Genomic DNA, 17,327 nt, shown 5'->3' with positions numbered 1-17,327 from the left:
TCTCGACAAGCTCGACATGACGTTCCGTGTTCCTGAGCTTTTCGGCTCTTGTGCGGCTTAGCCTTGCACCGCCGGGGCTTTAGCCAGGTGGCGCAGGTTGCCGGCGGCGGCGATGAGCTTCTGGCTGAGCTCGCGGGCTTTGTCGCCTTCGCCGCTGAAGTTGTGGGTGGTCAGGGCCGATTGGGCGGTGAGTTCGCCGAGGTTTTGGAAGGCCTGGGCCATGCCGGCGGGGTTGTTGCCTTCGATGTGGCGGCGCAGGGTTTCCAGCTCGGCCACGATGGGGTTCAGCACGGGCTGGTTGATGTTGCGCAAGTGCTGAATCCAGTTGTCAATGTGGCTGTAGCCGGCGCTGGGGTCCATCTGGAAGCCGTTGCCGGTGGCGGTAAACAGGGATTTGATGCCGGATTCTACTTCGGAAATAAAGCTCATGGGAAGAAGAGGAAAATGAAAACTGGAACCCAGCCGGCCCCGCACGCCGCGAAACCCAGGCCTGGGACCGCAAAGGTACACAGTGGGGCAAACCAAAACGTCATGCCGAGCGCGGCGAAGCATCTTTACCGCCACTAGTAATTATATTTACTCAAACGGTAAAGATGCTTCGCTGGCGCTCGGCATGACGTGCTGAATTCCTCCATCAAGCCGGCAGGGCGGTGCTGGCGGCCACCAGCGCCTCGCTCAGCCGCCGCAGCTTGCTGGCGATTTCCTCGTCGGAAACCGTTTCGGCGGCTTTGGCCGTGAGCAGGCCCACGCTGTGCAGCGAGTGGCTGATGTTGGCCGGGTCGCCCTGGTGAACGTAGTTTTTGAGGTTGCTGAGCTCCGTGAGGATGGCGCCCTGGGCACCGGTTCCCTCGCCGTCGAGCAGGCGAAGCCAGCTATCGAGCTGGCTGGTAGCGGGCGCGTTGCCCAAGCCGCCTTTCACGGCGTTGATGGCGTCGTCGAGCGACTGATTCGCGGAGGCAGGATTGAATCTGGACATAAGTAAACGTGTGGATGGAAGGATGCTTGGGTTTACTCAGAGCCAGCGTGAAAGGTTAGCCCAATGCTATGAGCATCAGTTTGCCCTGAATAAAAAAGGCTGCCGGCTCAGTGCCAGCAGCCTTTTGTGTAAGTCTAAGCCTGACTTCTTAACCGCCCAGCTGGCCCGCGGCGGTGCTAAGCACTTCGCCCAGTTCGCGCAGCTTGTCCTGGGCATCGGGTGTGGCCGAGGCCGCGGCTTTGGTGGTGTGCTCGCCGAGGGTGGCGAGGCTCCGGGCCAGCGTAGCAGCATCGGCCGTGCCGCTGCGCAGCAGGTCGTGCAGGCGTTGCAGCTCGGTGGCGATGGGGGCCAGTTGGGCGTTGCCTTGCAGGGTTTTAATCCAGCCCGCAATGTTTTCGCCGGCGATGTCGGCGGCGTTGGGCAGGCCGCCGCGCAGCGCGCCGAGCGTGAGGTCGAGCTGGCTGTTACCGAGGCTGCCTTGGGAGGAAGGGGTGTTCATGGGCGTGGAAAGGTTGGTGACGTGAAAGAATGCCTTACCAACCCGCAACGCCCGGGCTTGTTGAAGCCCGCTGCCACAACATTTTGTCTTTCCTCAACAGCACGCCGCCGGGGCGGGCCGTTTTCGCGGCGCTTCTATTCCTCGCCGGGGTGCAGGGCCTGCACGTCGGGGTGGTTGTAATTGACCACGATGACGGAGAAGGGGTGCGGCTCGCCCTCGCGCTTCTCGATGCGGATGGTGCCGGCGTCGCGCAGCTTGTTGAGCAGGTCGCGGCGCTCGTAGTCGGGCAGCTCGGGCAGCTCGTCGGTGAGCAGGCGCATGAACGGGCCCAGCCACAGCTCGGGCACGCGGCGCTGCTGCTTGGCTTCCAGCTTCTGAAACTCGCCCAGAATGAAGGCCAGCGTGCGGCGCTCCACCTCGCTGGCCAGGCGGCGGGCGGGGGCAAAGTCGGGTACCTCCTCGGCCGGGCGCGCGGCCACCGGGCGCCCCACCACGGGCATGATGGGCCGCGGCGCGCTGGCCGACGGAATGGAGCCTACCTGCGGGCCCTTGGGGGCGCCGGGGGCCTCGGCGGTGGCGCGGGCGGCCAAGGCGGCGGCCGTGGGCACGCCCACCAGGCCCTGCTCGCGCAGGCGGCGGCTTTCTTCCTGCATGCGCAGGCGGTCGGCGCGGCGCTTTTCGAGCTGCTCGATGCGCTCGGGGCCCAGCAGGTCACGGGCGTCGATGAACTGAGCGGAGCCAATGTTTTGGAGCAAGTCGCCGGACACGGACTCGCGGAAGCCAGCCACCAGCACCTGCCGGGCCTGCCGGCGCAGGTGCTGCAGCACAGGAATGTAGTCGCGGTCGCCGGCCACGAGCACGAAGGTACCGATGTCGGGCCGGGTGTACATCACCTCCAGCGCGTCGATGCAGAGCTGCATGTCGGCGGCGTTTTTGTGGTCGGTGCCCAGCACGTTGCGGGTGCTCACGCCCATGAGGTAGAGGGCGCCCTGCGGGGCGGTGGCCAGGCGCTCGAAGTCGGCGTAGGCGTAGCTGATGAGCGAGTCGAGGCCCTTGGCGGCCAGTTGTTCGCGCAGGCTCCGCACGATGTCAAGGACGTAGTCGTTGAGGTCGGGCGGGTCGTGGAAGTGGTTCTTGAGAAAGTAATAAACGTTCTCAAAATCGATAAAAACTGCAGCGTACGGCGAAGCAAGGGACTTGGGCGACATAAGGCGAAGGTACTATATCCCGCTTTGGGACGCATAACCTCGGCCGTAACCTTGCGCGAAGGCGCCGCTTTTTCAACCACATAAGTCGCTTTTGGGGCAGTGGGGCACTGCTGAGACAGGCACAAAAAGAATAGTTGCATAGCAGAATAATTGTGTGCACCTTGGCCATTGCAATGGTGCCAAAGCGTTGTGAGTCTGCGCGGCGGCTTCCTGCAAATTTCTTTCCATCCATTTTTCCCATTTTCAGAAAGCATGAAAAGTTTCTACCGTTTCATGCAACCGGCCACGAGGCTGATGAGCACGCTGGTGCTGTTGTTGTTCACCCTTCGCGGGCACGCGCAGCAGGAGGGCATCAGCACCATTCACCCCGGCTATTTCAATTCTTTCAACTGCTTTCCCGGCGGCGTGCCGGCGCCCCTGCGGGCGCCTTCCCGGGCGCCTGAGACCGGCACGGCGGCCTCGCTGATTCCGGGCGGCCCGGGTCCGGGCCCAACGACGCCCAGACCGGTGTCCTACAACGGCATGAGCTTCTCGCCCAAGGGCACGTTGAAAGTGCTGGTTATTTACGCGGGTTTTACGAACGATAATGTCCAGCCCACCCCCAATAGTCCGAATCTTATTCCCAACAACAATAATGACCCGCAGAACCCCTGGCCCCAACGAGGCGGCAGCGGCACCAATCCCAACTGGGGGTAGTCGCTACCGACCAACGCGACGACGACTTTCTACACCAGCCCGAACCAGTTCAGCAACACGGCTACCGACCAGACGCTGTCGAACTTCTACTACCAGATGTCGCAGCACAACGCGAACCCGCTGCAGCTGCTGGCCGTCAATTTCCCGACGCGGGTGAACGTAACGGCCACGGATGCCGACAACCAGGCCGGCTGGTTGCATTACAACCAAATGGTATTTGAGCGCATTCGCAACGACTACCAGCCGGAGTTGCAGTCGGTGATGAGCCAGGGCATTGACTCGCGGACCAACAACCCCAACTACGCCTACGACAACAGCGCGTCGGCCCCGGACCATCAGGTAGACTACACCATCATCATCTGGCGCTACGACGGCAACCACAACCCCCATAATACCTTCGGGTTGGAATTTGCTGATGGCAGCGGCGGCGGGTTCGCCACGGTAGGGTTTGGCATATTATCGACGGGAATTTCGCCGGCCCTGACCACCGGGCAGGTTTTCCCCTCGCAATACAACGGCTTTACGCAGTGCATTGGCGTCCGGGGCATGGACAAAGCCATTTTCACGCACGAGCTGGCGCATACCCTGTACAGTGCGCCCCACGTGTACGGGGCCAACAACGTGGTGGGCAAGCACCTGTACGGCAGCGTGGGTTACGGCATGATAGGCGGCCCGATGCTGAACTGCGCCAACGGCTGGGAACGCTGGTACCTGAACCGGATTACGCTGCAAGCCAGCGGCGTGCCCGCCGACGTGTTTAGTGCCAACACCCTATCGCCGGGCGGGCTCTACACCCTGCGCGACTTTATTTCGACGGGCGACGTGGTGCGCATCCGGCTGCCCAACTCCCGGGCCGCCGACGGCACCGCCCAGTACCTGTGGCTGGAAAACCACCAAGGCACCAGCGTGTGGGACAACGCCGCCTGGGTGCTCGACGGGCAAAGCCCGCCGCAGCCCTTCCCCGCGCCGCCGCGCGGGCTGGTGGCCTACGTGGAAGACCTGCACGTGCTGCAAAGCGCGCCCAACCCGCCGGGCGGCAGCATTGAGGCCGGGGGCCTGCGCATTCTACCTTCGGGCGGCCTGATAGACGCCGACCACAACGGCCAGACCTCGACCTTCAACAACCACTTTTGGGGCAACGTGGTGCATGATTTCGTTCGTCGGCGCGCCAACCCGACCGGCCCGATGAGCGGGCAAAACAGTCCCATTGACGACCGAAACGGCGACCGGGTCATCGACCACGCCGAATTCACCAATTCCAGTAGTGGCCAGCCGCACGACCACAATGAGGGCTTTGTCTTCATGAGCTTCGACCACGCCAACCTGGACGGGCTGCTGGGCACCTTCATGACTTACAACCAAGTGGGCCAGAAGCTGGGCCTGGACCGCAACCCGACCATCTTTCCCAGCCAAGTGTTCGACCCGAATACGCAGCAGCTTTCTCCCATCCACCTGAGCGGGCTGTCGGTCGAAATCGTGGGCATCAGCGGCGGCGACATCACCGTGCGCGTGCGCTTCGATGACGTGGCCGTGGCCCAAAACACCCGCTGGACCGGCAACGTGGCCCTGCACCCCGTGCCCAACAGCGCCTACGCGGCGGTGGTGCAGCCCAACGTGGTGCTCACCATTAACCAAAGCGGCACCCCCAACCGCACCACCCCCATCGGCTCCACCGGCACCAAGGCCGATTTTATCAACCCGACCCGGTTGACCATCAACACTGGGGCCGAGGTGCTGCTGAAAGACGCCACGCTGCTGATACACGACCGCAGCACCGCACCGTATACGTGGACGACGACGCGTTTCTGCGCGTCACCGACAACGCCTACATCGAAGTGGACGACCAGTCGCTGCTGAGCGTGAAAACCCAAGCCGAAGCCGACGCCTTGCAAAGCAACAACCAGCTAAAGCTGCTGCCCGGCGGGCAGTTGGAAATCCGGGACGCGGGCACCGTCATCACGGGCCTGCGAGCCACCGTCCCGCCGGTGCTAGTGTTTCCTAACCCCAGCACCGCCATGCACTTTGCCGCGCCCGAGGCCACGGGCGCCGGCAGCTACCGCTACCGCGTACTCAACGCCTTTGGGCAAGTAGTGCGCACGGCCCAGGCCAGCGGCGAGGCTCTGCAGGCTGGCATTACGCTGGAGGGCCTGCCCGCCGGCTCCTACCTGTTGGAGGTGCAGGCAGCGGCTGGCACCAGCCGGGTCATCAAACACGTCGAAGTTCGCTAAGCACCCGACCATGAGACATAACCTAAACAGCCGGCCATTGCGGGCCGGGATACTGTGGCTGGCCGTGCTGCTGGGCCTGCTGGCCGGCGCGCCGGCGGCCCACGCGCAGCTGCTGCGGCAAAAAGCCTACGGCACGGCCACGGGCCAGGAAACGATGGGGGCCATGGCCAGCCTGCGCGCCGGGGGCTACCTGCTGGGCGGCTCGCAATATTTTGGCGCGACCCCCAACCGGCCCGGCGAACTCTACCTGCTGCGCCTCAACGCCGTGGGCGACACGCTCTGGACCCGGCACTACGGCCTGCGGGGAGCGCGTGGATTCTACGTTCAGCACGCGTTGGAGGACGCGGCGGGCCGGGTGCTGCTGGTGGGCAGCAGCTTCACGTCCTCGGGCACCACGCAGGACGATGCGTTCCTGGCCTTGTTCAGCCCGCAGGGCGACACGCTCTGGACCCGCCGCGCCCAGAGCCCGTTTCAAGATTACTACTCCCGGCCGCAGTTGACCCCGGCAGGTGATTTCGTGCTGGCGGCCAACCTGGAGGGCGCCCCGCAACTCGTGCGCATATCCCCCTCGGGGCAGCGCCTGCAACAGGTCATCGTGGCCTATTCACCGTCCGATTTGGGACAGTTAGGCTTGTTGCTTCCGGCCAACAACGGCGGGTATTGGGTCGGAGCATATAATTCCACGCCGCCTTACACCGGCAACTTTGTGCGTTTCGATGCCGCCGGCGTCCGGGGAATAGAGTTGCCTATATTGCCTAATGGCCCGGCATTTGGCGATTTCATCTACGATGGTAACGAGTATATTGTAGCAACCGGGGAGGGCGTGGCCCGGTTCGACGCCAACCTGAACGTGGTGTGGAATCGGACCCTCACGGCGCGGGGCTACCTGTTCGGGCCGGACTTCATTCGGGCCACGCCGGACGGCAACTTCGTGGTGGGCGGCGGCATCAACACCACCTCCGGCGGGCAGGACCTGGGCTTTGCCAAGATTTCGCCCGCCGGTCTGCCCCTGCGCGACACGGTGCTCATCCGCCCCGGCAACGAAACCTTGTGTGGGCTGGCCGTGGCCCCCGGCTCGGGCAACTACGTCTTCGCCGGCTCGGGCAGCCAGGGCCCCATCGGCGGCGAGGACATCTTCTGGGGCGAGCTGCGCCGCAGCGCCGTCACGGCCGCCCGCCCCGGGCTGGCCCCGGCCAACGCCCTGACCGCCTACCCCAACCCGGTGGGCGCCGACGGCGTGGTGCAGCTCGCGGCCGGGCAGGCGCTGCGCGGCACCCTCACCTTGCGCGACGCGCTGGGCCGCGAGCTGGCCCGCTGGCCCGGCAGCGGCGCTCCCACGCAGCGCCTGGCCCTGCCCCCGAGCCTGCCCGCCGGCCTCTACCTGCTCACCCTGGCCCCCGCCGACGGCGGCCCCCGCCAGGCCCTGCGCCTGCTCCGGCCCTAAACCGGCCGTGGACTGGCCACCGCTGTTGGGCGGCGAAGCGCGAAGCGGTAACTTGCCGCCTTCCGCTTCGCCGCCCATTTGCTTTTGATGAAGGTTTCTCGCCGCCTGGTTTCCTGCTGTATTACGTTGTTGCAAGCCGGCGCGCTGGCCGGGCTGCTGGCACCCGCCGCTCAGGCCCAGCGCGCGGCCGATGGCCCACCGGCCTCGGACCCGTTTGGGCGGCGCGTGGTGCCGGCGCGGGCGGTGCCGGGCGGGCGGTATCGGTCGCACAAATACGACATTCGCACACACGTTTTGACTATTGCGGCTACTGACGGTAGCATCCGGCAGGTACGCCCCTGGAGAATGGGGGTAGTAAAAATCAGCTATTTTGCTTCGGGTGCAAAACCCGACACCGATTCATCGCTGAGTGTAATTGAAAAGCCTGTATCCCAATGGTTTCCGCCTAATTCATCAGGCTACCACGGGCCAGATTGGGAAGCACCGGAAGCGGCTGTCAAGCATTGGAAAAAGCAATTAGCCAGTGGCGATATTCGGCAGACAAAAGCTACTTTGATGTGGCCTATCGCCGGTGATTTTATCTCGCCGCTACACCAGCAAGTCGTGGTTGTTGATAAAGACGACCTGGGTATCAGCATTATGAATGGCGTGGAACCGTTAGTAGGTGAAAAGGGTGCTGCCTTTCGCCGCGCAGCCTCTACGCCTAGCCCGACCATCGCACCTGAACCTAGCGGCGTGGCCGTACGCTTCCGCCTCGCGCCGGGCGAACGGCTCTACGGCACCGGCTCCCGCGCGCTGCCGCTGGACCGGCGCGGCTACCGGCTAGAGCTGTACAACCAGGCCCACTACGGCTCGCAGAACAACGAGCCCAATCTCAACATCACGCTGCCCACGGTGCTCAGCAGCCGGGGCTACATGCTGTTTTTTGATAACCACGCGCCGGGCTACCTCGATTTGGGCAAGGCCGATAAAAACCTGCTGGAATACGGCGGCGAAAACCTCACCGCCCTCTCCTACTTCGTGATAACGGGCCGCAACCAGGCCGAAATCCTGGAGCGCTACACGGCCCTCACCGGGCGGCAGCCGCTGCCGCCGCGCTGGGCCCTGGGCCTGATTCAGAGCCGCTTTGGCTACAAGACCGATGTGGAGATGCAGCAAGTGGCTGCCCGCATGCGCCGCGAGGGCTTCCCGCTCGATGCGCTGGTGCTGGATTTGTACTGGTTTGGCGGCACCACCCGGCAAGGCGATTTCGCCTGGGACCGCAGTAAATTCCCCGACCCGGCCGGGATGATGAATCGCCTCAACCAGCAGGGCGTGAAGACCGTCCTGATTTCGGAGCCTTACGTGATGCGCACCTCGCGCAACGACTCCACCGTGCGCACGTTGGGGCTGGTGGGCACCACGGCGGCGGGCCGGCCGTTCACGGTGGGCTCGTTCTGGGCCGGGCCGGCCAGCATCCTCGACGTGTTCAAGCCCCAGACCCGCGACTGGCTGTGGGGCTACTATAAAAAACTGCACCAGGAGGGCGCCGCCGGCTGGTGGAGCGACCTCGGCGAGCCCGAAAACCACCCCGCTGACATGCAGCACGTGGCCGGTTCGGCCCGGGCCGTGCACAACGCCTACGGGCAACGCTGGGCCAGCATTCTCACCGAAGGCTACGCCCGGGATTTCCCGGAGGAGCGGGTGTTCAACCTGGCGCGCGCGGGCTGGGCGGGCATGCAGCGCAACGCCGTTTTCCCGTGGTCGGGCGACATCAACCGCTCCTGGAGCGGCTACCAGGCCCAGGTTCCGGTGATGCTGGGCATGGGCCAGGGCGGCGTGGGCTACATGCATTCCGACGCCGGCGGCTTCTGCGTGGGCGGCATCGACCCGGAGCTGTACACCCGCTGGCTGCAGATGGCCAGCCTCTGCCCCATTCTGCGGCCCCACGGCGAAGGCGTGCCCCCCGAGCCCTACTATTATCCCGACCCCTACAAGAGCAGCGTGCGCAACGCCGTGCGGCTGCGCTACCAGCTGCTGCCCTACCTCTACACGCTGGCCTGGCAGAACGCGACCAAGGGCGCGCCGCTGGTGCGGCCCCTGGATTTCAGCACGGAATACCCCGAACCCAGCCCCCGGACTGGCCCCCCACCCGCGGCGACGGACGACCAGAATTCTCAGTACTTACTCGGCCCCAACCTGCTGGTGGCGCCCGTGCTACACCCCAGCCAGCGGCGGCGCAACGTGCGGCTGCCCGCCGGCAACTGGATTGACTTCTACACCAACCACACTTATGCCGGCGACCGCACGGTGGGCGTGCCCGCGCCCCTGGCGCACGCGCCGCTGCTGGTGCGCGCCGGGGCCTTCCTGCCGATGACGGCCTACCGCCCCAGCACGGCGCTCTACCGTCCCGATACGCTGCTGCTGCGCTACTACCCCGACCCGAGCGCGTCGGAGTCGGAGTTCACGATGTATGACGACGACGGGCACTCGGCCCAGGCGCTGGCCCGGCGGCAGTACGAAACCCTCACGGCCCGCGGCTTCTGCACGCCCGCCCAGACCGACATCATCCTGAGCAGCAACGGCGAGTACCCGGGCCAGCCGGTGTTTCGCTACCTGCGGCTGCTGGTGCAGCGGGTGGCTGCGCCGCCCACCGCTATTTTCTTCGATGAAAAGCCCGTGCCTGCCGAAGGCTATTCCTATAATCCCGCGACGCACGAGCTGGAGGTGCATTTTCTGATGAACGCGGGCGTGTCCGTGCGCCTGAGCGGCCTGAAAATCCTCACCGAAACCGCGCCCGATGCCGGGCCCGATGCCCTGACGCTGGAAGCCCCGGACGCCCGCAGCTTCGGGCCCGGCGGCACCACGCTGCACTACACCCGCCACCCGCCCACCACGCCCACCGTCGACATTCGGCCCGACCGCCACAACCCCAAGCTGGAAACCAGCACCGTGCGCGTCGCGGCGGCCCTGAGGATTGTTAATAGCCGGGGGCAGCTGGTTTTTACCGAAATTTTGTCGAACGAGCCCGGCCCGCACACCCTGCGCTGGGACGCCCGCAATGCCGCCCCCGGCGTGTACACCGCGGAAGTGGAGGGGCAGCACCAGCGGCTGATTGTGACGCCGTAGCGGCCCGCCATGCCAGTGCTTATGCCCTCGCTCATACAACAAATAATCATTCTGCTGCTGGCGATGGCCAGCGGCGGGGCTGCGGCCCAGCCCACGGCTCCCGCCATACTGCGGGGCCGCGTGTTGCACCCCAAGGACTCGGTGGTGTTTCTGGCCCGGCCGCGCAGCCTGCTCGACCCCACGCCGGTGATGGCCACGGCCCGGCTGAACGCGGCGGGCCGATTCACGGTTGAACTCGACAGCCTGCGCCGGCCGCTGGCCGCGCAGTGGGGCCTGGGCCGGCCGGCGCGGGCCCGCCGCGTCATTCCCCTGTGGCTTGCGCCCGGCGACACGCTTACGCTGGAAATTGACGCGAAGCGGCCCCAGCGCAGCCTGCGCTTTGCGGGGCGCGGGGCAGCGGCCAACTACTACCGCACCGCCCAGCAGCGGGCCCGCGTCGAGAATTTTTACGACGCTCCCGAAGGCCGGCCCGAGCCAAAGAGCCCGGCCCGAATGCGCGCCAGGGCCGACCGGTACCGGCAGCGGGCCGAAGCCGTGCTGGCCGAAGCGGACCGCGCCCATCCGCTGCCGCCGACGTTTCGGCGGCAGGAAGCAGCGGCCATTCGCTACGCCTGGGGCCAGGCCCTGCTGGGGCTCCATATGGACTACGAATACCGCGCTTGGGGCCAGGGCCCGGTGGTGCGAAAGCTGCCCGAGTCGTATTATTCTTTTCTGGCGGAGCTGCCCTGGCCGCAGGACTCGCTGCTGGCGCACGGGGCCTACCGGGGGTTTGCCGTGGGCTACGTGCGCTACCTGCTGCGCGAGCGGCGGCAGCGCCTGTCGTTTTCCGCCTTCGTGCCCCGGCAGTTTCCGTGGGCCTACGACACGGTGCGGCGGGTGCTGCCGGCCGGCCCCACCCGCACCTACCTGCTGGCCCAAACGCTGGACGACCTGCTGCAGGCCGGCTACGAAAGCGACCTGGCGCCCCTGCTGGCCCATTTTCAAACCCTTGGCCCCGACCAGGAGCTGCGCGCGGCGCTGGCCCGGCGGCAGGCGCAGCTGGCCTTTACCCGCGCCGGGCAGCCAGTACCCAACTTTACCCTGACCAACCTGGCGGGCCAGCCCGTGCGCCTGGCCGACTTCCAGGGCCAGCTCGTGTACCTGGATTTGTGGGCCAGCTGGTGCCAGCCCTGCCGGGCCGAAGCCCCGGCGCTGCGGGCCTTGCAGGCCCGGTTTGCGGCGCAGGCCGGGCAGCTGGTGTTCGTCAGCCTTTCCATCGATGCCAGCGCGGCGGCCTGGCGCCGGGCCGTGGCCGCCGACCACCTCACCGACGCGCCCAACCAGGTGCAGGCCCTGGGCCAGATGGCCGACCCCGCCCTGCGCCGGCTCTGGGAAGAGCGGGGCGTGCCCCAATACTGGCTGCTGGGCCCCGATGGCCGCATCCTCGACGGCAACGCCCCGCGGCCCAGCGACCCGGCGGCGGCCACCACGCTCGAAACCGCTCTGCGGGCCGCGGCGGGGTCGCTGGGCCGTAAGCCGTAAACTTTGTTCATTTCACCCTCCGCCCATGCTGCCCTTCGACACCGCCCGCCTGCACCTGCGCCCGCTCACCGAGGCCGACACCGCCGGCATGTTTGCGCTGGATTCCGACCCGGCCGTGCACCGCTACCTCGGCGGCATCGGCGGGCGGCTGCTGACGGAGCCGGCCGAAAGCCTGGACATGATACGCTTCATTCGGGCGCAGTACGTGGCCAACGGCATCGGGCGCTGGGCCGTGCTGCTGCGCGAAACCGGCGAGTTTATGGGCTGGGCGGGGCTGAAGCGGGTGGCGGGCCCCCTCAACGGCCGGCAAGATTTCTACGACCTCGGCTACCGGTTTCGGCCGCCGTTCTGGCGGCAGGGCTACGGGTACGAAGCGGCCCAGGCCTGGCTCGACTACGGGTTTCAAACCATGAATTTGCCCCAAATCTGCGCGTACGCCGACGTGGAAAACGTGGGCTCGCGTCGGATTCTGACCAAAATCGGTTTGCGCGAAGGCAATGAATTCGTGGAAGACGGCGTGCGCTGCGTGTGGTTCGAGGCCAACAACCCCGCCTCACTCAACGGGTAGGAATTTCGCCGGGCCGCTGCGGCCGCGCCAGCGCGTACACTCCTACCACCCAGCCCACCGCGCTGGCCCAGCCCGCCAGCACATCGGACGGGTAATGCACGCCCAGGTACATGCGCGCCCAGCCCACGCCCAGCGCAAACAGCGGCGCCACCGCCCGGGCCGGCCAGGGCGCCCGCTGCCGCCACAGCAGCAGGCCCACAGCCGTGGCCAATGCCGCCGTGTCCATGGCGTGCCCGCTGGGGAAGCTGAGCGTGGTTTCGGGCCGGATGCTGGGCCACAGCTCCGGCCGGGCCCGCGCCACCAGAGCCTTGATTACTTGCGTCAGCAGCATCGAGCCGCCCACGGCCAGGGCAAATACCCCCGCGTCGAAGCGCCGGCCGCGCCACCAGAGCCCGCCGGCCAGCGCCAGCCCCGTGCCCACCATGGGCCAGGTATTGCCGATGATGGTGAGCACGATGGCCAGCTTGTCGAGCAGCGGGGTGGCCTGCTGGTGCAACAACAACAACAGCGGCTCGTCGAACCAGAGCCGGCCGGTGGTGAGCACCTTCAGGGCCAGCCCGCCAAACACCAGCCAGGGCAGCGCGCATCCCCACACAATTAAGGCCTTATGCCCTCGCACAAACTGGCCCAGTCTCATCCAGTACGAAGCAAGGGGCATGGCAAAAGCGAAACTAAAAAATGGCGCCGGGCGGCGTAGTGCCTACGTATGGCAGCGCGCGGCGTTACCGCAGGGCCCGGCGCTACGGCCGCGCCACCATGTCGAACGCCACCTGGAAGTCGTTGCGAATGGCGTAGCTGCCCAGGTTTTGGAAGAAGGACGCGGAGTTGTAGTTGATGCCGAACCGGGTGCGGTCGAGGGTGGCGGTGCCGCGCAGGCGCAGGCCGCCCGCCACCGGCTCCACGGCCACCGGCATGTCGACCGGCTTGGTTACGCCTTTGATGGTGAGCGTGCCGTAAGCCCGCCCCGCTTTGAATTCGGTGAGCTGGAACGTGGCGGTGGGATAGGTGGCGGCGTCAAAAAAGTCGGCGCCGCGCAGGTGCTCGGCCAGTTGGGCCTGCTCGTGGGCGATGGTGGCCATGTCGACAACCACGCGGGCGGCGCGCACGGTGGAGCCCTCGGCCGTAAGGCTGCCTTCGCGCAGCCGGACGGTGCCCTGCGGCGCCCAGGTGCCTGCTTCGGCGTGGCCGGTCCAGGTGAGGGTGCTGGCGGCGGGGTCGAGGCGGTAGGTAGTGGCGGCGGGCCGGGCGGCGACCAAAGTCAGGAGCGAAACGAGGAAAAGCAGGGCAGTTTTCATGGAATGAGGCAATAAAAAGTGGGAAGAAATTAGTTGCGGGTTTGCGGCTCCGCTTCGGTTTCAATCAGGCCGTAGCCTTTGTAGAGGCGGCCTTGCGCGTCGCGGGCGATGATGAACCAGAGGGCGTCGCCGCCATACAGGCTTTTGGCGCTGGCGGCGTAGCGGTAGTTTTTGGCGAACGTGTAGGTGACGCCCTGCCGGAGCTTGCCGCCGGGGCAGTTGAACAGCTCGGCGAATTCGGCGGGCGTTTCGTGCAGGTTGGCTTGCCAGCCGGCGGCGCTGTACCAGATGTAGCTGCCGCAGCTCACGATTTCGAGGTCGGCGGCTTCGGCGCGCACGCTGGTGCTGTGTTTCCAGACGTAGCCGCCGGGCACGGCTGGGTTGGGCTCGGGGTAAATGGGGTTGGGCGAGTGCCAGAGGGTGAGGCCCACGGGCAGGCGGCGCAGCTCGTCGGGCAGGGCGCGGGTGCGGTCGGTCCAGGCCGGGGCGGGGGTGGTTTGGGCCTGGCTCAGGGCCGGGCACAGGGCCAGCGCGCCGAGGGTCAGCAGCAGGAAACGGGTCATGGTTGGGGGCGTTTGAAGTACGACCCAAAGGTGGCCCCCTACCCCACCGCTCCTCGCCCCAAAACCGGATGTGGGACGTGCCACTACCGGATGTGGGGCCTCTTTGTCATTGCGAAGCCGCAGGCCGTGGCAATCATTCCTTTCAAAATCAGACACCTACTCCCACCAGCAAGCCCCATCTCTGCTCAGAGCGTGGCTTGCTGGAGAGGGCATAAAGGCATTGTCACAACTCAAGGCTTGTCACGCCGGGCAGGACGGATTGCCACGGCCTGCGGCCTCGCAATGACAGGCAGGCCGCCCTGCCCGACCTCAGCCCTGATAATCCCGCGGGGCCACGCCGGTCACTTGCTTGAAAATCCGGTTGAACGTCGTCTTCGAGTTGAAGCCGCTTTCGAAGGCGATGCCCAGCAGGGTGAGGCGCCGGGCGTCGGGCGCGGCGAGGCGGCGCTGCACTTCGGCCACGCGGTAGCCGTTCACCAGGTCGTTGAAGGAGCGGCCGAAGCCGGCGTTCACGGTGAAGGAAATGAGGCGCGGCGGCAGGCCGGTGTGGGCCGAAAGCTCGGCCAGCGTCAGGGTGGGGTTTTGGTACAGCCGGTCGTCAACCAGCGCCCGGCGGATGCGCTCCATGATGAGCGGGTCGGGAGCCGGCGGCGCAGTTTGGGCGGCTGCTTCGGGGTTCGGGGCGGGCGGGGGCGGCGGGGTTTCTTCCGTGGCGGCAACTTCTGCGGCGGCAATTTCGGCTGCTTCGGGAAGCGACCCAGGGGCTGGCGCGGCTGCCAACTCAGCGGCCGGCTCCTCGTCGGGGGCGAAACGCACGGCCCGCATGTCGGCCTGCCGCAGGCCCACGATGCCGATGACGAACACCACCACGCCCAGCAGCTCGGTGGAATAGTCGTAGCGGTAGTACAGGTCGAAAAACTCGCGCAGCACCAGCTCCACCAGCCACTGCCCGCTCACCAGGGCCAGCAGCACCAGCAGCCAGCGCAGCCACCGCAGCCGCAGGCGCGACACCTCCGAAAAATTGTCTTCCAGCCAGCGGCCGTACTGCCGCAACAGGCGCAGGCTGAGAAACAAGTACGCCATCAGCGACACCCAGGTGCCGATGAACTCCAGCCGGTAGGTGACGGGCCGGTGCACGTGCTGCCAGAAATCGTTGCGCACCGCGTAGGGCTGGAAACGCAGCCACCAGTACAGCGCCGCCTGCCCCAGCACCGGCCCGAAATGCCACCAGTACCCGGCCCGCCACCGAAACCCGTGGTTCACGAGGCTGCGCACGTAGAAATACAGCAGCGGCCCAAACCCCAGCGAGTAGTAGATGGGCGAGAAATACAGCCCGGCATTCTGCCCGTACAGCCCCGAAACGCGGAAAAACCCGTCGAGTACCCACAGCGCAATGGCCACCATCAGCAGGGCCAGAAAGCGGTTCGACACCCGGTTGAAGACCGAGGCGGCCAGCAGCCCGGCCGCAAACAAGGCTTGCGCGATGACGGCAAACAGCGCCACCGTCATAAAGGAAATCGTGACTTGCATAGGGCTCAGTGCCAACCGGCGGCCGCAAAGATGCTTCCCGCTGCCCTACTGAATACTTCCCGCTGGCCGGCCCGCACGGCCAGTTGCAAGCCCAACCGCCGCCCCCACCCCGGCCCGTTGCCCATAAGCTCGGCAACCAATCAATCAAAACCAAGTAAATACCTGTACTACTATCCGCTGCTCCCGCCCATGCCCCTGCTTGCCGAAACCATCACGCCCTTCGACTGGCAGCGGCTGCTGTGGTCGGCCGACGCGCCGCCGGCTTTTCTGTTTGAAGTCGCCTTTCGCTGCGTGGTCACCTACCTGCTCACGCTGGCCGCCCTGCGCATCACCGGGCGGCGCGGGGTGCGGCAGCTGTCGCTGTTCGAGCTGAGCATCATCCTGGCCCTGGGCTCGGCGGCAGGCGACGCCATGTTTTACCACGACGTCGCCCTCTCGCACATTGCGGTGGTGTTTGGGGTGGTGATGCTGATGTACCTCGCCTTCAACCGCCTCACCGAACACTACCCGCGCTTCAGCGACTGGCTCGAAGGCAAGCCCGTCCGGCTCATCGCCGACGGCGCCATCGTGGACCGCGCCCTGCGCAACCAGAACCTGACGCACAAGGAGTTATTCGGGGAGCTGCGGCAGCTGCAGGTGGAGCACCTGGGTCAGGTGCGGCTGGCCTACATCGAAGCCACGGGCCAGGTTAGCGCCTACTTCTACCCCGATGAGGAAGTGCGCCCCGGCCTGCCCATCACGCCCGAGCTGCTGGCCGAGCCGCTCACCGTCATTGCCGAAGCCGGCGACTACGCCTGCATTGAATGCGGCCAGGTGGCCAAGCTGACGCCCGCGCCCTGCCACGCCTGCGCGGTGTGCCGCTGCACCGAGTGGCTGCCCACCAGCACGGCCCGGCGCGTGGCCTAAGGGCGGCGCCCAATCAAATAAAACGGTCCTGAATTCGTCTGCCGGGTGCATTCCCGACCGTTTTTTATTCGATTCATGCCCATTTCTTTCGATACCGAACAAGTCAACGCGCTCATGCGCACGCGGCGCAGCACGTTCATCCCGCAGTTTGTGCCCGGCCGCGTCATCCCCGACGACCTCATCTGGCAGCTGCTCGAAAACGCCAACTGGGCCCCCAGCCACAAGCAAACCGAGCCCTGGCGCTTCACCGTGTTCACGGGCGCGGGCCTGGTTCGGCTGGCCGAGTTTCAGGCCGATTTGTACCAGCAAACCGCCGGCCCGGCCTTCAAAGCCGCCAAGCACGCCAGCCTGCGCCAGAACCCGCCGCGCTGCTCGCACGTCATCGCCATTGCCATGAAGCGCACCGAACCGCACCTGCCCGAAATTGAGGAAATCGAAGCCGTGGCCTGCGCCGTCCAAAACCTGCACCTCACGGCCCACGCCTACGGCCTGGGCGGCTACTGGAGCAGCGGCGGCATCACCTACACGCCCGAAGCCAAGGCCTTTTTCGGCCTCGGAGCCGACGACCGGCTGCTGGGCTTTTTCCAGCTGGGCTACGTGGAGGTGCCCTCCGCGCCGGGCCAGCGCGGGCCGGTGCAGGACAAAACGCGCTGGGTGCGTGAGTAGTGGCCGTGGCAGCGCCCGCGCCGCTATCTTTAGAACCCGAAATCGGGTGTGTTCGGTGGCTTGCGGCCGTGCAACTACCACCGGCTTTCCGGCATCTTGTTGCTAACTCATCTTCTGCG

17 protein-coding genes are annotated in these 17,327 nt (G+C 66.1%); 9 read left to right on the top strand and 8 right to left on the bottom strand.

The window, feature by feature from the left end; translation table 11 throughout:
- Positions 1–57: 57 nt before the first annotated feature.
- From I2H31_RS03580 to I2H31_RS03565, 4 genes are all read right to left on the bottom strand, one after another.
- Positions 58–429, bottom strand: a complete 372-nt coding sequence (locus I2H31_RS03580; RefSeq protein WP_196291615.1) for a hypothetical protein — start codon at positions 427–429, stop codon at positions 58–60.
- Positions 430–634: 205 nt separating this feature from the next.
- On the bottom strand, positions 635–976 hold the full coding sequence (locus tag I2H31_RS03575; RefSeq protein ID WP_196291614.1) for a hypothetical protein: 342 nt from the start codon (positions 974–976) through the stop codon (positions 635–637).
- 148 nt (positions 977–1,124) lie between these two features.
- Complete coding sequence (locus I2H31_RS03570; protein ID WP_196291613.1) at positions 1,125–1,475, bottom strand: hypothetical protein; 351 nt, start codon at positions 1,473–1,475, stop codon at positions 1,125–1,127.
- A gap of 134 nt (positions 1,476–1,609) precedes the next feature.
- Positions 1,610–2,683: an NYN domain-containing protein gene (locus I2H31_RS03565; protein ID WP_196291612.1), complete on the bottom strand. Its 1,074-nt coding sequence runs from the start codon at positions 2,681–2,683 to the stop codon at positions 1,610–1,612.
- A 252-nt stretch (positions 2,684–2,935) separates the two neighbouring features.
- Here I2H31_RS03565 and I2H31_RS03560 point away from each other — a divergent pair, with 252 nt between their 5' ends.
- The 7 genes from I2H31_RS03560 to I2H31_RS03530 all read left to right on the top strand — a co-directional run bounded on the left by I2H31_RS03560 (position 2,936) and on the right by I2H31_RS03530 (position 12,248).
- Positions 2,936–3,379, top strand: a complete 444-nt coding sequence (locus tag I2H31_RS03560; RefSeq protein WP_196291611.1) for a hypothetical protein — start codon at positions 2,936–2,938, stop codon at positions 3,377–3,379.
- Positions 3,380–3,475: 96 nt separating this feature from the next.
- Positions 3,476–5,236, top strand: a complete 1,761-nt coding sequence (locus I2H31_RS03555) for a hypothetical protein (RefSeq protein WP_196291610.1) — start codon at positions 3,476–3,478, stop codon at positions 5,234–5,236.
- Positions 5,167–5,607, top strand: a complete 441-nt coding sequence (locus I2H31_RS25000; RefSeq protein WP_196291609.1) for a T9SS type A sorting domain-containing protein — start codon at positions 5,167–5,169, stop codon at positions 5,605–5,607. The genes I2H31_RS03555 and I2H31_RS25000 overlap by 70 nt, the downstream gene beginning before the upstream one ends.
- Before the next feature lie 10 nt (positions 5,608–5,617).
- Entirely contained in the window at positions 5,618–7,051 is a 1,434-nt protein-coding gene (locus I2H31_RS03545; RefSeq protein ID WP_196291608.1) for a T9SS type A sorting domain-containing protein, read from the top strand.
- Positions 7,052–7,138: 87 nt separating this feature from the next.
- The gene (locus I2H31_RS03540; protein ID WP_394368949.1) at positions 7,139–10,159 is read left to right on the top strand and encodes a TIM-barrel domain-containing protein; all 3,021 of its coding nucleotides are present in this window, start codon (positions 7,139–7,141) and stop codon (positions 10,157–10,159) included.
- 21 nt (positions 10,160–10,180) lie between these two features.
- Positions 10,181–11,680 (top strand): TlpA family protein disulfide reductase, encoded by a 1,500-nt coding sequence (locus tag I2H31_RS03535; RefSeq protein WP_196291606.1) that lies wholly within the window; start codon positions 10,181–10,183, stop codon positions 11,678–11,680.
- Between the two features lie 25 nt (positions 11,681–11,705).
- Positions 11,706–12,248, top strand: a complete 543-nt coding sequence (locus I2H31_RS03530; RefSeq protein ID WP_196291605.1) for a GNAT family N-acetyltransferase — start codon at positions 11,706–11,708, stop codon at positions 12,246–12,248.
- Here I2H31_RS03530 and I2H31_RS03525 read toward each other — a convergent pair.
- The 4 genes from I2H31_RS03525 to I2H31_RS03510 all read right to left on the bottom strand — a co-directional run bounded on the left by I2H31_RS03525 (position 12,238) and on the right by I2H31_RS03510 (position 15,636).
- Complete coding sequence (locus I2H31_RS03525; RefSeq protein WP_196291604.1) at positions 12,238–12,906, bottom strand: phosphatase PAP2 family protein; 669 nt, start codon at positions 12,904–12,906, stop codon at positions 12,238–12,240. The two genes, I2H31_RS03530 and I2H31_RS03525, sit on opposite strands and share 11 nt — an antisense overlap.
- A gap of 82 nt (positions 12,907–12,988) precedes the next feature.
- Complete coding sequence (locus I2H31_RS03520; RefSeq protein ID WP_196291603.1) at positions 12,989–13,543, bottom strand: YceI family protein; 555 nt, start codon at positions 13,541–13,543, stop codon at positions 12,989–12,991.
- Positions 13,544–13,572: 29 nt separating this feature from the next.
- Complete coding sequence (locus I2H31_RS03515; RefSeq protein WP_196291602.1) at positions 13,573–14,106, bottom strand: hypothetical protein; 534 nt, start codon at positions 14,104–14,106, stop codon at positions 13,573–13,575.
- 309 nt (positions 14,107–14,415) lie between these two features.
- A complete protein-coding gene (locus I2H31_RS03510; protein ID WP_196291601.1) occupies positions 14,416–15,636 on the bottom strand; it encodes a helix-turn-helix domain-containing protein in 1,221 nt (406 codons plus the stop codon).
- A 189-nt stretch (positions 15,637–15,825) separates the two neighbouring features.
- On the opposite strand from I2H31_RS03510, the gene I2H31_RS03505 reads away from it, so the two are divergent.
- Together I2H31_RS03505 and I2H31_RS03500 are read left to right on the top strand one after the other, a co-directional pair.
- Complete coding sequence (locus tag I2H31_RS03505) at positions 15,826–16,542, top strand: DUF421 domain-containing protein (protein WP_196291600.1); 717 nt, start codon at positions 15,826–15,828, stop codon at positions 16,540–16,542.
- A 75-nt stretch (positions 16,543–16,617) separates the two neighbouring features.
- On the top strand, positions 16,618–17,208 hold the full coding sequence (locus I2H31_RS03500) for a nitroreductase family protein (RefSeq protein ID WP_196291599.1): 591 nt from the start codon (positions 16,618–16,620) through the stop codon (positions 17,206–17,208).
- Positions 17,209–17,327: the final 119 nt, after the last annotated feature.

It is taken from the genome of Hymenobacter ruricola, from assembly GCF_015694525.1.
Taxonomy (GTDB): domain Bacteria; phylum Bacteroidota; class Bacteroidia; order Cytophagales; family Hymenobacteraceae; genus Hymenobacter; species Hymenobacter ruricola.
Note: the sequence above shows the minus strand (reverse complement) of the source record. Positions and strands in the feature narration are given on the sequence as shown.